At 73.3% G+C, this 14,780-nt stretch carries 12 protein-coding genes; 8 read left to right on the forward strand and 4 right to left on the reverse strand.

Going from position 1 to position 14,780, the window contains the following annotated elements; translation table 11 throughout:
• Nucleotides 1–156 precede the first annotated feature (156 nt).
• Complete coding sequence (locus BLQ63_RS02615; RefSeq protein ID WP_091027864.1) at nucleotides 157–771, reverse strand: TetR/AcrR family transcriptional regulator; 615 nt, start codon at nucleotides 769–771, stop codon at nucleotides 157–159.
• Nucleotides 772–843: 72 nt separating this feature from the next.
• Nucleotides 844–1,872, reverse strand: a complete 1,029-nt coding sequence (locus BLQ63_RS02620) for a lactonase family protein (RefSeq protein WP_091027867.1) — start codon at nucleotides 1,870–1,872, stop codon at nucleotides 844–846.
• A gap of 61 nt (nucleotides 1,873–1,933) precedes the next feature.
• Between BLQ63_RS02620 and msrB the strand changes: the two genes are divergently transcribed.
• The 3 genes from msrB (at nucleotide 1,934) to hrpB (ending at nucleotide 6,865) form a co-directional block, all read left to right on the forward strand.
• Complete coding sequence (gene msrB, locus BLQ63_RS02625) at nucleotides 1,934–2,350, forward strand: peptide-methionine (R)-S-oxide reductase MsrB (protein WP_091027869.1); 417 nt, start codon at nucleotides 1,934–1,936, stop codon at nucleotides 2,348–2,350.
• An 81-nt stretch (nucleotides 2,351–2,431) separates the two neighbouring features.
• Nucleotides 2,432–4,012, forward strand: a complete 1,581-nt coding sequence (locus BLQ63_RS02630; RefSeq protein WP_143014738.1) for a serine/threonine-protein kinase — start codon at nucleotides 2,432–2,434, stop codon at nucleotides 4,010–4,012.
• Between the two features lie 300 nt (nucleotides 4,013–4,312).
• Nucleotides 4,313–6,865, forward strand: a complete 2,553-nt coding sequence (gene hrpB / locus BLQ63_RS02635) for an ATP-dependent helicase HrpB (RefSeq protein WP_218125016.1) — start codon at nucleotides 4,313–4,315, stop codon at nucleotides 6,863–6,865.
• Here the strand turns inward: hrpB and BLQ63_RS02640 are convergent.
• Entirely contained in the window at nucleotides 6,862–7,593 is a 732-nt protein-coding gene (locus BLQ63_RS02640) for a M50 family metallopeptidase (protein WP_218125017.1), read from the reverse strand. The genes hrpB and BLQ63_RS02640 overlap by 4 nt on opposite strands.
• 104 nt (nucleotides 7,594–7,697) lie before the next feature.
• Between BLQ63_RS02640 and BLQ63_RS02645 the strand changes: the two genes are divergently transcribed.
• The 4 genes from BLQ63_RS02645 (at nucleotide 7,698) to BLQ63_RS02660 (ending at nucleotide 12,565) form a co-directional block, all read left to right on the forward strand.
• A complete protein-coding gene (locus BLQ63_RS02645) occupies nucleotides 7,698–8,156 on the forward strand; it encodes a hypothetical protein (RefSeq protein WP_091027878.1) in 459 nt (152 codons plus the stop codon).
• A gap of 222 nt (nucleotides 8,157–8,378) precedes the next feature.
• A complete protein-coding gene (locus tag BLQ63_RS02650) occupies nucleotides 8,379–9,821 on the forward strand; it encodes a glycoside hydrolase family 16 protein (RefSeq protein WP_091027884.1) in 1,443 nt (480 codons plus the stop codon).
• 260 nt (nucleotides 9,822–10,081) lie between these two features.
• A complete protein-coding gene (locus BLQ63_RS02655; protein ID WP_218125018.1) occupies nucleotides 10,082–11,089 on the forward strand; it encodes a LacI family DNA-binding transcriptional regulator in 1,008 nt (335 codons plus the stop codon).
• Between the two features lie 189 nt (nucleotides 11,090–11,278).
• On the forward strand, nucleotides 11,279–12,565 hold the full coding sequence (locus tag BLQ63_RS02660) for a M20 metallopeptidase family protein (protein WP_091027890.1): 1,287 nt from the start codon (nucleotides 11,279–11,281) through the stop codon (nucleotides 12,563–12,565).
• Nucleotides 12,566–12,738: 173 nt separating this feature from the next.
• Here BLQ63_RS02660 and BLQ63_RS28205 read toward each other — a convergent pair whose 3' ends face one another.
• Nucleotides 12,739–12,882: a GPGG-motif small membrane protein gene (locus BLQ63_RS28205; RefSeq protein WP_166659595.1), complete on the reverse strand. Its 144-nt coding sequence runs from the start codon at nucleotides 12,880–12,882 to the stop codon at nucleotides 12,739–12,741.
• Between the two features lie 236 nt (nucleotides 12,883–13,118).
• Here BLQ63_RS28205 and BLQ63_RS02665 point away from each other — a divergent pair, with 236 nt between their 5' ends.
• On the forward strand, nucleotides 13,119–14,714 hold the full coding sequence (locus BLQ63_RS02665) for a bifunctional 3'-5' exonuclease/DNA polymerase (protein WP_218125019.1): 1,596 nt from the start codon (nucleotides 13,119–13,121) through the stop codon (nucleotides 14,712–14,714).
• Nucleotides 14,715–14,780: the final 66 nt, after the last annotated feature.

Here is a 14,780-nt window from a genome sequence, read left to right on the forward strand (position 1 = left end):
CTCCAATCGGATGATTGGCCGGGCCCGCCAGCCTGCGCTGAAAGGTCGCAGTGGGTGTGCGGCGGGTCCGGTCGGGTGGTGTCCGCCGTCGACGCTGACGGCGCTGGGTTTCCTGGTGTACGTCTGTTCAGTTGTGGGAAAAGGGGTCCGGGTCGGTCAGACTCCGGACGGGAGCGGCTGGGTGATGCCGCGTTCGAAGACGGCGAAGCCCTCGGTGATGACCGCGGCGAGGTCTCTGCCCGTCGGGTCGGCGAGCCAGTGCTCGGTGCAGGACTTGATGGTGACCAGCGCGCCGCCGAGGAGCAGGCGCGGGTGCAGGTCGTCGGGGCCCGAGCCGGTGGAGGCGGCGACGATGTCGATCGCCTCGGCGAACAGCTCCATGAACTGGCCCGACTGCTCCTTGATGAGCGCGGGCGAGGCGTGGACGAGCTGCTCGCGGCAGCGCATCATCTCGATGTCGAAGCGCTCGTCGAAGTGCATGGCGATCGCGGCGTCGCGGAGGGCGTCCCAGATCGGCTGGTGCTGGGCGCGCTCGCGGAGGTCGGCGAGGAGCTTGGAGGTGATCTCGTGGAAGTCGTAGAGGAGCGCGGCTTCCTTGGAGGTGAAGTAGTTGTGGAAGGTGCGGGTCGAGACGCCGGCGTGGGCGGCGATCTCGTCGGCGGTGACCACGTCGAGTCCGCCCTTGGCGACCGCCAGGTGCAGCGCGGCTTCGCTGAGGGCCGCCTTGGTGGCGGCCTTCTTGCGTTCGCGGAGCCCGGTCGGTTCGGTCATGACGGCAACCCTAATCGGGGTTGCCGGTGTTTACAACATTCTCAACCGGAAATTTTGCAGCCTATGCATTTTTCAGGAGAGGGGGGCCACGCAAGTGACTCCGGGCACGGACCACTCGATCACCGGTTCGGTCTCCCCGGTCGGGTCGACGCGGGTGACCGCGCCGGTGTGCTGGCAGGCCACCAGCAGCGTCCCGTCGGCGGTGAGCACCGCGTCGCGGGGCCAGGCCGCGCCCACGGGAACCGAGCGCACGAGCGAGCCGTCGGCCGGGTCGACGGCCACGAGCTGGTCGGTGCCGCGGACGGTGATGTAGACCAGGTCGCGCTCGGGGTCGGCCACGACGGCGGCCGGGGCCGGGGGCGGCGCGCCCTCGTCGAGGCCGATGTCGGGCAGGGCCGCGTAGTCGGCGACCCCGTCGCCGGGCAGGGCCACGGCGGGGCCGAACGAGAACGTCGCCGAGCGCTCGTCGAACGTGCCGACGGCGACGGCGTTCGACAGCTCGCCGGCGATGACGGCGCGGTCGCCGATGAAGGCCAGGTGGCGCGGGCCGAACCCGGGTTCGAGCGCGGTGGTCGCGGCCGGGGTGAGCTTGCCGTCCTCGCCGAGGTCGAAGGCGTGGACGCGGTCGCTGCCGAGGTCGACGGCCAGGACGCGTCCCTTGTGGCACACCACCTGGTGCGCGTGCGGGCCGGACTGGCGGTCGGGCTCGGGACCGGACCCTGAGAGCTTGAACACGTCGGCGGCCGGGCCGAGCTGCCCGTCGTCGCCGATGGGCAGCACCGCGACCGACGCGCCGGCGCCGTCGCTCGCGCCGTAGTTGGCGACCAGGAGCCAGCGCCCGCTCGGGTCGACCGTGGCGTGGCAGGGGTTGTTGCCGCCGGTGGACTGGCCTTGGCCGACGCGGTCGAGCGTGAAGTCCGCGCCGAGGCGCCAGGCCGCGGCGAAGCCGGGCTCGGTCTCGGTGAGGGTGTAGACCGCTTCGGGCCCGACGTGGACCCACGAGGGGTTCACCACGGCCGCCGCGTCGCCGAGCCCGTCGGGTCCGGCCACGACCAGACCGGGGCCGCCTTCAGTCGTGTAGTCGCCAAGGAGGTACCGCATGGGCCGATCCTAGCCGCCCGCCCGGCGGACGATGAGCCCTCGGGCTCTTACTATTGGTGCCATGTCTCCGAATGGCAAGAGCGACGAACAGTGGCGCGAGCAGCTCACCCGCGACGAGTACCGGGTGCTGCGCGAGGGCGGCACCGAGGCGCCGTGGAAGGGCGAGTACGTCGACGAGAAGCGCACCGGCGTCTACCGGTGCCGGGCCTGCGGGTCCGAGCTGTTCGCCTCGGACACGAAGTTCGACTCGCACTGCGGCTGGCCCTCGTTCTGGACGCCGATGGCCGGCGAGAAGGTGCGGCTGCTGGAGGACGTCAGCCTCGGGATGAAGCGCACCGAGGTGCGCTGCGCGAACTGCGATTCGCACCTGGGCCACGTGTTCTACGGCGAGGGCTGGGACAACCCCGAGGACGCCCGGTTCTGCATCAACTCGATCAGCCTGACGCTGGAGCCCGTGAGCGGCGACGCCGCCGAGTAGCAGGGTCGCGCCCTCCCACTAAGCTCACCTTCGACCCTTCTCCCCGAGAACGAAGTGAGGCCGAGGGTGGAACCCGGGAACATGATCGCTGGCCGCTATCGCCTTGAGCAGCGCATCGCCGCAGGAGGCATGGGCGAGGTGTGGCGCGGCACCGACACCCGGCTCAACCGCGTCGTCGCCATCAAACTCCTCCACGCGGGACTGTCGGGCAACGACCGGTTCCGGGCGCGGTTCCACCAGGAGGCGCAGGCGGTCGCGCAGCTCCAGTCGCCGGGGATCGTCGGCCTCTACGACTACGGCGAGGAGCACGCCGCCGAGGGGCTCGTCTCCTACCTCATCATGGAGCTCGCGCGCGGGAAGGCGCTCGACAATGTGCTGCGGGAGCGGCGTCGCCTGTCCCCCAACGAGACGCTGAAGATCATGGCCTCCGCGGCCGAAGCGCTCGACGTGGCGCACCAGGCCCACATCATCCACCGCGACATCAAGCCGGGGAACCTGCTGGTCGACACCGACGGCAGTGTGAAGATCGTCGACTTCGGCATCGCCGCGTCCAAGGCGAGCGCCGGACTGACCGAGACCGGCACGGTCATGGGCACGCTCGCGTACGCGTCCCCCGAGCAGCTCCAGGGCTCGCAGCTGACCGGTGCGACCGACGTGTACTCGCTGGGCATCGTCGGCTACGAGGCCCTGGCGGGACGGCCGCCGTTCGCGGGGAACGAGCCGACCGCGGCGATCACCGGGCACCTCACCATGCCGCCCCCGCCGCTGCCCCCTGACGTTCCGGGGCCGGTCGCGCAGATCATCATGCGCTGCTTGGCGAAGGACCCGCGCCAGCGGTTCGCCTCGGCGGCCGAGCTGGCTCGGGTGTGCCGCGCGGGCGGCATGGGCGCCGGGACGACGGCGATCATCTCCTCTCCCCCGCCGTCGCAGTCGCCGCAGACGCGGGTGATGGGAGCGGCCGGCGCCGCCGCCGCGGGGATGGCCGCGGGCAGCGTGGCCGCGCACACTTCGGTGCAGCCGGTCCAGCACGACGAGTACGGCAGCCCGGTGACCGGCCAGTACGGGGCCGGGGCGGGCACGGGCCAGTACCGGACCGGGGGCGCCAACGAGCGGTCCCTGCCGCCGCCGCGCGACGCCGAGGAGCCCAAGCGCAGCCCGACCGGTCCGATCCTCGTGACCGTGGCGGGCCTGGCGGTGGTGCTCATCGCGATCCTGCTGTGGTCGCCGTGGAACGACGACGAGGACGGCCGGAACACGGCGGCCGACGCGACCACCGGGGAGTCCGTCGCCGAGACCTCCGAGGAGGCCGCGGCCACCGAGGAGGAGACCACCGAAGAGGACTCGGGGGGCGAGGACAACAACGAGGGCGGGGGCCAGGACGACGAGGAGCAGGAGTCCGAGGAGACCACCGAGGAGGAGGTCATCTCGATCCCCGACGTCACCGGCGACTCGGTCTTCGACGCCATCGAGGAGCTCGAGGGCGAGGGCTTCACCGATGTGAGCACGGAGACCGCGAACGCCGAGGGCGAGGAAGTGCCCGAGGACGCGGAGGCGTGCACGGTCGAGTCCCAGACGCCGCAGGGCGACACGGGAGCCCCGTACTACGCCGACGAGCCGATCACCCTGTCCTACTGGGACGACGGCGGAGGCTGCGGCCTGTAACCGCCGGAGAGCGCACTTGCGCCGCACCGACACAGACGCGGGCCGCGGTCCGAGCCGAAGACCGATGACGGTCCGGCCCGGGTCGCGGCCCGCGGTCGTACCGGCGACCGGCGACCGGCGACCTGCCACACGCCCGCTCCGACGGCCGTTCCGGCCGCGGCGCCCGCAGGTTGTCGCACCCACCGGGCACCGTTGATTCGGGGGCGCTTCGTGCGCCCGATTTGCCGCGAACCTCCGCTCACGTTCACCCCCGCCGCGGCCGCCGCCCCCGATCCCGCCGCTTCGGCGAGAATGGTCGGCATGCCGCAACTGCCCGCACTGCCGATCCGCGCCGCACTGCCCGAGCTGCTCGACGCCGTCGAGCGGACCGGGACCGCCGTGCTCGCCGCGCCGCCGGGCACCGGCAAGACCACCCTCGCCCCGCTCGCCCTCGCCGGCCTCATCGACCCCGGCACCGCCGGCCCGCAGCGCCGCGTCCTCGTCGCCGAGCCCCGCCGCCTCGCCACCCGCGCCGCCGCCACCCGCATGGCCGCGATCCTCGGCGACAAGCTCGGCGAGCGCGTCGGCTACCAGATCCGCGGCGAGTCCCGCCGCTCCGCCGCCACCCGCGTCGAGGTCGTGACCACCGGCGTCCTCCTCAACCGGCTCCTGGCCGACCCCGAGCTGCCCGGCGTCGACCTCGTCGTCCTCGACGAATGCCACGAACGCCACCTCGAGACCGACACCGCCCTCGCGTTCCTCGCCGAGACCCGCCAGATCCTGCGCCCCGAACTCGCGATCGTCGCCGCCTCCGCGACCGCCGACATCGGCCTGTGGACCGCACTCCTCGCGGACGGCGACCGCCCCGCCCCCGCCGTCACCTCCGAGCCGATGCGCCACCCCGTCGCGATGCACTGGGCCCCGCCGCGAGAGCGCATCACCGCCCCTGACGGCATGCGCGTCGACCACCGGTTCCTCGCCCACGTCGCGCACATCGTCGACCGGGCGCTCGATGAGGACGAGGGCGACGTCCTGGTCTTCCTTCCCGGCGCGGGCGAGATCCGCAGGGTGGCCGAGCGGCTGGCCCACCAAGGGGCCGAACACCTCGGTGTCGATATATATCAATTGCACGGCTCGGTGTCGTCGGCCGAGCAGGACCGCGCCCTCGCCCCCAGCGCCCCGGGCCGGCGCCGGATCGTGCTGAGCACCGACATCGCCGAGTCGAGCCTCACCGTGCCCGGCGTCCGCATCGTGGTCGACGCCGGACTCGCCCGCCGGCCCGTCATCGACCACGCGCGGGGCCTGCCCGGCCTGACCACCACGCTCGCCTCCCGCGCCGCCGCCGACCAGCGCGCGGGCCGCGCCGGACGCGAAGGCCCCGGCGCGGTCTGGCGCTGCTGGACCGAGGCCGAGCACACCCGCCGCACCGCCCAGCCCGCACCCGACATCGCCACCTCCGACCTGACCGCCTTCCGGCTCCAGGCCGCCTGCTGGGGCACGCCCGTGGACGACCTGGTCCTGCCGGGTCGCCCGCCCGCGGGCGCGCTCGAAGCCGCCGAGGCGACGCTCCGCTCCCTCGGCGCGATCGACGGGGACGGCGCGGCCACCGCCCGGGGCCGCCACCTCGCCACCGTGGGCCTCCACCCGCGCCTGGCGCGGGCGCTCCTGGACGGCGCCGAACGCGTCGGCTCGGCCAAGGCCGCCGAGGTCGCCGCGCTCCTCGGCCTCGACAAGCGCGGGAGGGGCGACGACCTCCTCGCCCAGTGGCGCCAACTGCGCCAGAGCCGGGACCGCCAGTGGGAGAACGAGGTCAAGCGCCTCGGGCGCAGCGTGCCGAACCGGAGCCGGCACGTGGGCGACGACGAGGCCGCCGCCACCGTGATCGCCCTGGCCTTCCCCGAGCGCGTCGCCAGACGCCAAGGGGGCGCGGCCCCCGTGCAGGCGAAGGCGAGCGCCGCGAACCGCTCGGGCGGGGCGACGAGCGCGCGCCAGTGGCTCACGGTCGCCGGAACCGGCGCGGTCGCCGCCGAGGGCTCGGCATTGAGCGGCAGCGAGTGGATCGCGATCGCCGACGCCGACCGCTCCCCCGGGCGGGCCGCGGCCGTCATCAGGGCGGCCGTGCCGATCGACGGGGAGCTGGCCTGCGAACTCGTGGGCGACGAGTGGTCCGAGCGCGTCGTGTGGGACGCCGAGCGGCGCGACGTCAGCGCTCGGTCGGTGCGGTCGCTGGGAGCGATCGAGGTGTCGTCCAAGCCGCTGGGCCGGCCCGACCCGGCACTGGTGGCGGCGGCGCTCGCCGAGGGGCTGCGGCGCGAAGGGCTCGACCTGCTGACCTGGTCGCAGGAGTCGCGGCGGCTGCGCGATCGGATGGCGTTCTGCCACAGGCAGATCGGCGAGCCGTGGGCCGACGTGTCCGATGCGGCCCTGGCCTCGGGCACCGACTGGCTGGAGCCGTGGTGGTCACGGTCCAAGCGCAGGTCCGATGTGGAGCGGATTCCGGTCGGGCAGGCGCTGCGGAACCTCCTGCCGTGGCAGGCCGGGATCGACGAGACCGCGCCGGAGTCGCTCGCGGTGCCCAGCGGCCGCAGCGCCCGCGTCGACTACTCGGGCGAGGCCCCTGTCCTGGCCGTCAAGCTCCAGGAGATGTTCGGCGCGGACGACGGGCCGCGCATCGCGGGCGTGCCGGTCGTGCTGCACCTGCTCAGCCCCGCCGGGCGCCCGCTCGCGGTCACCGCGGACCTGCGCTCGTTCTGGGAGGGCCCGTACCAGCAGGTGCGCAAGGAGATGCGCGGGCGCTACCCCAGGCACCCGTGGCCCGAGGACCCGTACTCGGTCGCGGCGACCGCGAGGGTCAAGCCGCGGCCGAAGCGCTAAAGCGCGTCGAGCCATTCGCTGAGCGGCAGGAGCATGAACGTGCCCCAGACGGCGGCCGCGATCGTGCCGAGCGTGAAGAAGAAGATCCACGAGCCGGCCGGCAGCGGCGTGATCCCGGCGAGCTGGTCGGCGTCCGACTGGCCCGAGCCGCGGCCGCCGCGCCGGCGCGAGCCGAGCTCCATCACCGGCTTCACCGCGCCGAGCAGGAGCAGCCAGGCCCCGAGGTAGCCGGCGACGGTCTGGACGATCGCGTTGCCGTACCAGGTCGCGGCGAAGACGCCCGCGCCGACCACGATCAGCGCCAGGGCCCCGTACCAGTTGCGGATGAACACGAGCATGACCGCCAAGAGCACCAAGGTGATCCACAGGAGCAGGACGATCCGACCCGCGCCGGTGAGCGCCGCGGCGAGCAGGCCCAGCGCGGCCGGGGCGAGGTACCCGGCGAGGAGGGTCATGGCCGCGCCGAACCCGGTGGGGCGCCCGCGCGAGAACGTCAGGCCCGAGGTGTCGGCGTGGAGGCGGATGCCGGTGAGGCGGCGGCGCATGAGGACCGCCATGAGCGCGTGGCCGCCCTCGTGCGCGATCGTGACCAGGCCGCGGGTCCAGCGCCACACCGGCGCCGACAGCACGGCGGCCGCCGCGGCGGCCAGGCAGACGAGCATGACCCAGACCGGCGGGGCGCTCTGCGTCTGGGTGAGGGTGTCGAAGACGGTCTCGATGGGTTCCACTGGGCCTCGGGTTTCGGGGTGAATCGGACGCGCGGTGAAGGATGATCCTAGCCGCGGCCGTATGGTAGAGAGGAAGAGGCACCTCCTCGTGGAAGGACCGCCCCATGGGCACCGACGACCGCCCCGATCCGCATCTGAGCTTCCTCGAGATGACCGACAGGCTCGTGGAGGACCTGGCGATGCACAACCTCAAGGCCCGCGAGCGGCTGCGGGAGGGGATCGCGTGGCTGGAGGCCCGCCGGGACGGGGCCGACGAGACCGAGAACGCCGACATCGAGATCCTGCTGGCGCAGTGCCACGACGCGCTCAAGCGGATGGAGTCGCTGCGGGGCACCTATCAGGACGTGCGGGCGATCAACGCGGCCGCGCACGCCGAGCACATCGAGTGGCTGGAGAAGCGGATGCTCGGCGGCACCGACTCCCCCGAGGAGCGGCGCGCCCGCCAGGTCCGGCTGGAGCGGCTCCGGGAGGAGCGCCAGGCGCGCATGGACGAGCTCCAGCGGCGCTCGCGCGAGGCGCGGCAGCCGCCCCCGCAGATCGAGGGCGAGGACGGGCCCCGCTGAGGCGGGTGAGCGATAACCATGGGCCGCAAGGGCTTACATGGCCCCGCCGTGCCCGCTCGGGCGCGGCGGCCGATAAGTTCTGCGTACGATCCATTGACATGTACCGATTTGTTCGGTAGGAATGAAGGTCTGGACCAATTGAGAGAGCGCTCTCTCATCTCGAGCCTGATTGCAGATCAGCATCGAGAGAGCGGTCTCTCACTACCCGGCAAAGGAGTCGTCATGGCTGACGTTCAGACCTCCGACCGCACCCGGCTGCGCTGGCGGCCACCGCGCCGGCTCGTGCGCGTGCTCGCCGCCGTCTCGGCGGGCGCGGCGCTCATCGCCTCCGGCGGGCTCGCCATCGTGAGCGCCGGCGCCGAACCCGGGGACGTCTCGGCCGCCCAGGACTGGAACCTGGTCTGGTCCGACGAGTTCAACGGCTCGGCGGGCCAGCTCCCCTCGTCCGCGAACTGGCAGATCGACCTCGGGCACGCCTACCCCGGCGGGCCCGCCAACTGGGGCACCGGCGAGATCGCCGCCCACACGAACAACCCCGCGAACGTCTCCACGGACGGGTCGGGGAACCTCAAGATCACCGCGCTGCGCGACGGCGCCGGGCAGTGGACCTCCGCGCGCATCGAGACCGTCAAGTCCGACTTCAAGGCGCCCGAGGACGGGACGCTGCGCATCGAGGGGCGGCTCCAGCTGCCCCAGGTGACCGGGCAGTCGGCCCTGGGCTACTGGCCCGCGTTCTGGGCCCTGGGCTCGCCGTTCCGCGGGAACTACTGGAACTGGCCGGGCGTCGGCGAGTTCGACATCATGGAGAACGTCAACGGCCAGAGCAACACCCACGCCGTCCTGCACTGCGGCGTCGCCCCCGGCGGGCCGTGCAACGAGTTCAACGGGCTCGGCGCCACCACCCAGTGCGGCGGGGACTGCCACAGCGGCTTCCACACCTACTCGTTCGAGTGGGACGAGTCGGGGGCCTCGGGCCAGCTGCGCTGGTACGCGGACGGGCAGTTGTTCCACACCGTGAACGAGAGCGCCCTGCCCGCCGACACGTGGGCGCAGATGACCGACCACGCCGGGTACTTCGTCCTGCTGAACCTGGCGATGGGCGGGGCCTTCCCCGACGGGGTCTCGGGCCAGGTCACGCCGACGGCGGCGACGCAGCCGGGGCACTCGATGCTCGTGGACTACGTGCGGGTGTACACCGCCGGGGGCGGCGGCACCGGCGAGCCGACCGACCCGCCCACCACCGACGACCCGACCGACCCCCCGGGCGACCAGCGCGACGCTTACGCGGCGATCGAGGCGACCTCGTTCGACGGGTCCTCCTCGGGCCTGCCTTCGGGGTCGGGTGCGATCGGGCCGCTGGGCAACGGCGACTGGGTCCGCTTCGACGACGTGAACTTCGGTTCGAGCGCGCCGCTGGACTTCGTGGCCCGGGTGGCCTCGGGCGCCGGCGGCGGGGTCAGCGGCCTGGTGGAGGTGCGCATCGGCTCGGCCACGGCCAGTCCGATCGGCTCGTTCGCGGTCGCGAACACCGGCGGGTGGACCTCGTGGCGGGACGTGCCGGGGAACGTGGCGGCCACGACGGGCGTCCACGACGTGTACCTGACGTTCACTTCGGGGCAGTCGCAGGACTTCGTGTCGGTCGACCAGTTCCTGTTCAGGCGCTGACCGGGGTGCGGGCGGCGTTCGCGCCGCCCGCGGCGGCGCCTTTCGCCGAGCGGTGACGACGGGTCGCCGCTCGGCGGCGGTGGCGTCCCCGACCGGTCGTCGGTGACGGACGGGACGGTGCTGGCTACGCTTCCTCTGCCGGCGGTGTCCGCGCTCTCGGGCGGGTACGAGATCCGCCCGGTCATGCGGGGCGCGGCCGACGGCCGAGGATTACGGAGGCGGACGAGATGCGTCGAGCGGTTGCGGGACCGGGCGGAACGGTGAGGGGCCCCCGCCAGGGTCGACCGACGCTGGAGGAGGTCGCCGAGCGGGCCGGGGTGTCCCGGGCGACGGTGTCGCGCGTGGTGAACGGGCAGACGACGGTGGCCGAGGAGCTGCGGGAGGCCGTCGAGGCGGCCGCGGCCGAACTCGGCTACGTGCCGCACGCCGCGGCCCGGTCGCTGGTGACGCACCGGACCGACTCGGTCGCGCTCATCCTGCCCGAGTCGCCCAACCGGGTCTTCTCGGACGACCAGTTCTTCCCCAGCGTCATCCGCGGGGTCGCGAGCGAACTCGACGCGGCCGGGAAACTGCTGGTGCTCTTGACGACCGGCTCCGCGGAGGCGCGACTCCGCGCCGAGCGGTACGCCGTGGGCGGGCACGTGGACGGGGTCATGTTCGCCTCGCTGCACGACGCGGACCTGCTGCCGGAGCTCATGCTGCGCCGCGGGGTGCCGGTGGTGTGCAACGGGCTGCCGCACCTGGCGGCGCCGTGCATCGACGTGGACCACATCGGCGGCGTGCGGGCCGCGATCGAGCACTTGATCGCCCAGGGCCGCACGCGGATCGCCACGGTGGCGGGCCCGCAGGACATGGTGGCCGGGCGGGAGCGCCTCGACGGGTACCGCCAGGCGCTCGCGGCGGCGGACCGGCGAGCGATCGTCGCCGTCGGCGACTTCACGGCCGAGTCGGGGCAGGCGGCGATGCGCCAGCTGCTGGCCGACGAGCCGGGCCTGGACGCCGTGTTCGTCGCCTCGGACCTCATGGCCCACGGCGCGCTCCAGGCGCTGCGGGAGGCCGGGCGGCGCGTCCCCGAGGACGTGGCCGTGATCGGCTTCGACGACATCGCCCTGGCCCTGTTCTGCGACCCGCCGCTGACGACGGTGCGCCAGCCGATCGCCCAAATCGGCCGCAGCATGGCGCGGGCCATGCTGCGGCTCTTGGAGGGCCAGGAGGTCGAACCGCTGAAGGTCCTGCCCACCGAGCTGGTGATCCGCGAATCGGCGTGAGCGGGCGGGTCCGCCCGGGCCGCCCGCGGCCTTCTCGGTGCCGAAGCGGGCGAACGGGACGAGGGCCCGATCCCGCCGATCGGGTGCGAGGGCGCCCGGCGCCCGACTGAAAGCGTCCGGACCCTCCGCGGCCTCGGTACGGTCGAGTGGTGCGGCCCGGCACGCCGGGCGCCGACCGGGGGAGCCGATATGAACGACAGCGCGATCTACGACCGGATCGACGAGCTGACCGCAGCGGTGAGCGACCGGATGACGGACTGGCGCCACGACCTGCACCGACATCCTGAGCTGTCCAACCGGGAGGTCGAGACCGCCCGGAAGATCACCGCGCACCTGCGATCCCTGGGACTCGACGACGTCCGCACCGGCATCGCCGGGCACGGCGTGGTCGGGGTGCTCAAGGGCGCGAATCCGGGCGACCGGGTGATCGCGCTCCGCGCGGACTTCGACGCCCTCCCCGTGAAGGAGACCTCCGGGGTCGACTTCGCCTCGACGGTGGTCGACGAGGACTACCCGGGCGGTCCGTTCCCGGTCGCGCACGCGTGCGGCCACGACTGCCACACCGCGATGCTCATGGGCGCCGCCAGTGTCCTCGCGCAGCTCAAGACGGACCTGCCGGGGACGGTCCTGTTCGTGTTCCAGCCCGCCGAGGAGGGACCGCCGATCGGCGAGGCCGGCGGAGCGGCCCGAATGGAGGCCGAGGGCGCGCTCGCGGACCCCTCCCCCACGATGGTCTACGGCCACCACGTCGGCCCGCTGCCGGTCGGGGTCATCGCCTACAACGAGGGCAACCAGTACGCGGCCTCGTGCACCGTGCGGATCCTGATCCGCGGCAAGCAGGTCCACGGCTCGACGCCGTGGGAGGGGATCGACCCGCTGCCGGTGGCCGCGGAGATCATCTCCGGCTGCGGGCAGTTGTACCGGCAGTTCCCGGCGGCCGACCCGTTCACGGTGACCATCGGCCACGTCGAGGACGTGGGCCGGTTCAACATCATCGGCGAGAGCGTGACCCTGCTGGGGACGATCCGCTCCACCGTCGAAGCGGACATGGCGGGCCTCAAGGAGGCGATGCGGCGCATGGCCGACGGCTACGCGCAGGCGCACGGCACGACCATGGAGATGGACTTCCCGGCCGAGGTCCCGGCGGTGCACAACGAGCCGGCCTGGGTCCAGGCGGCACTGCCCTCGCTCAAGCGCGTGGTGGGCGAGGACCACCTGATCACCATGCAGCCGGGGCTCGGGTACGACGACGTCTCGGTGTTCGTCAACAAGTACGGCGGCCTGTACGTCGGCCTGGGCTGCCAGGGCGTCGAGCTGACGGCGACGGGCGTCGAACCGGCCCCGGGCGGCCCCGGCATGGTCTTCAACCACAATCCGGCGTTCTACGCCGAGGACGCCGTCCTGCCCATCGGGGCGAGGCTCCACGCGACCGTCGCGGTCGACCACCTCGCCGGGCGGATCGAGCCGGCGGCCTGAACGGGACGAGGGGAAGGCCCGCTCGCGGCGCGAGCGGGCCTTCCCGCGGGTCGTGTCGGGCCGGCCCTCACGGGCGGGCCGAATGCTTCGCGCGGGGGGCACCCGCGCCTGGTCGAGGCCGCTCTCCGAAACGGGCCGCCGCTGTCGCGGCGGCCGTCCCGTGAGCGGCCCGGCTAGGTGAAGATGCTCACCCCGCCGGGGCCGACCAGCAGGCCGACGATGATGACGACGATGCCCAGGAGCAGCTGTCCTCGGAAGATCATCCAGATGCCGTAGACGACGAGGATGACCGCGAGGATCCAAAGAATCAATGCCATGGCAGACGTATACCCGTGCGGCCGAAAAGTATGTCTACTGTCTTCACGGATGTCCTAGACAGAGGACCGTGGGCGACACCGCGTCGGGTCGTGCGGCGGGCGGCGTGTCGTGCGTTCGCGCACGCAACGGGGCGGCAATGCGGTTTCAGGGCGTGAACGGACCGCGGGAGACCGGATCGGGTGCGGCGGGCCCCGGAACGGGCGGGAATGTCGTACCCGCGTGTTCCACTTGGGTCGTGGAGGTCGCATTGGTGCCCGGTCGGGGCGGTGAGGGCTGGACGAAGCCCCTGCCCGGCGGCGACCCCGCGCACCACCGCGACCTCGCGGCGGCCGTCGCGGCGTACGAGGGCGACCCCGCCGGAGCGCCCCGCTGGGTCGTGGCCGAGGCCGCACGCGACTACCCGCCGCTGCTGGAAGCCGGGGTCCGCCTCGACCGGTGCCGCGACCTGCGGCTCTCCGAGCGCATCCTCGCCCGGGTGGAGGGGCGCGAGCCGCCCGCCCACGTCGTCAGCGCCGACCCCGACGCGGGCACCCTCTTCGAACGCGAGCCCGAGCCCGTCGACGGGCCCGCCCTCCTCACCCGGCTCCAGGCCGACTGGCTCGCCCAGCGCCGCCGCATCGGCGCGGCCGGACTCCCCGGCCTCGCGACCCTGCTCGCCGCCGAGTCCGCCGGGGGCCTGGTCGCGGCCGAGATGAGCCGCGCGGGCGTCCCGTTCGACCGCGGCGTCCACGACCGGCTCCTGCGCGACCTCTTGGGCCCGCGCCCGTCCAAGGGCATGCGCCCCAGGAAGCTCCAGGCCCTGGCCGACAAGGTGACCGCGGCCTTCGGCCACCAGTTCAACCCCGACTCGACCAAGCAGGTCCTGGCCGCCTTCCACGCCGCGGGCGTCGAGGTGAAGACCACCCACTCCTGGGAGCTCTCCTCGATCGACCACCCGGCCGTCGAGGCCCTGAAGACCTACCGCGAGCACGCCCGGGTCTGGACCGGGTTCGGCTGGAACTGGGCCGACGCCTGGGTCGGCGACGACGACGGCGCCGAAGGCGACATGGGGCGGTTCCACCCGGTGTACATCATCGGCGGCGCCGACACCGGCCGCTGGGGCTCGGACGGCGGCGGCGCCCTCCAGCTCCCCCACGCCGTGCGCGAGGCCATCCGGGCCTACCCGGGGTGGAAGCTCGTCGCGGCCGACGCCGCCCAGCTCGAACCGCGGCTGCTCGCGGCCATCAGCGGCGACCAGGCCATGATCGCCGCGACCGCCGCCGACGACCTGTACACCGAGCTGGCCCCGCGCCTGGGCGGGGAGCGGTCCAAGGCGAAGATCGCGCTCATCTCGGCCATGTACGGCGGCACCGCCGGCGACGCGGCGCAGCTCGTGCAGCTCATGCGCGACCGCTTCCCGGCCGCGTTCGACCGGGTCGAGACCGCCGCGCGCACCGGCGAGAAGGGCGGCCTGGTCCGCACCTGGCTCGGCCGGACCGTCCCGGCCCCTTCTGAGCGGTGGTGGCGGTCGCTCAACTCCGAGGACGGGACGAAGACCTCGTCCTCGCGGGGCCGGTTCACCAGGAACTTCATCGTCCAGGGCACCGCCGCCGAATGGGCCCTGGTGCTGCTGGCGCTGCTGCGGCGCGAACTCCACGACGGCGGCCTGGGCGAACTGGTGTTCTTCCTGCACGACGAGGTCATGGTCCACTGCCCGGCCGAGCACGCCGAAGCGGTCGCCGCCGCGATCGAACGCGCCGCCGCGGGCGCCACGGCCACGCTCTTCGGGGACCTGCCCGTCCGCATCCCGCTGCGCCCCAAGATCATCGACAGCTACGCCGACGCCAAGTAGCCTGAAACGCCGCGCCACACCGCCATGCAGTCCGGAAGTAGTAGTACCCGGGTACCACTCGCGTCC

This window comes from Glycomyces harbinensis, from assembly GCF_900101745.1.
Classification (GTDB): Bacteria; Actinomycetota; Actinomycetes; order Mycobacteriales; family Micromonosporaceae; genus Glycomyces; species Glycomyces harbinensis.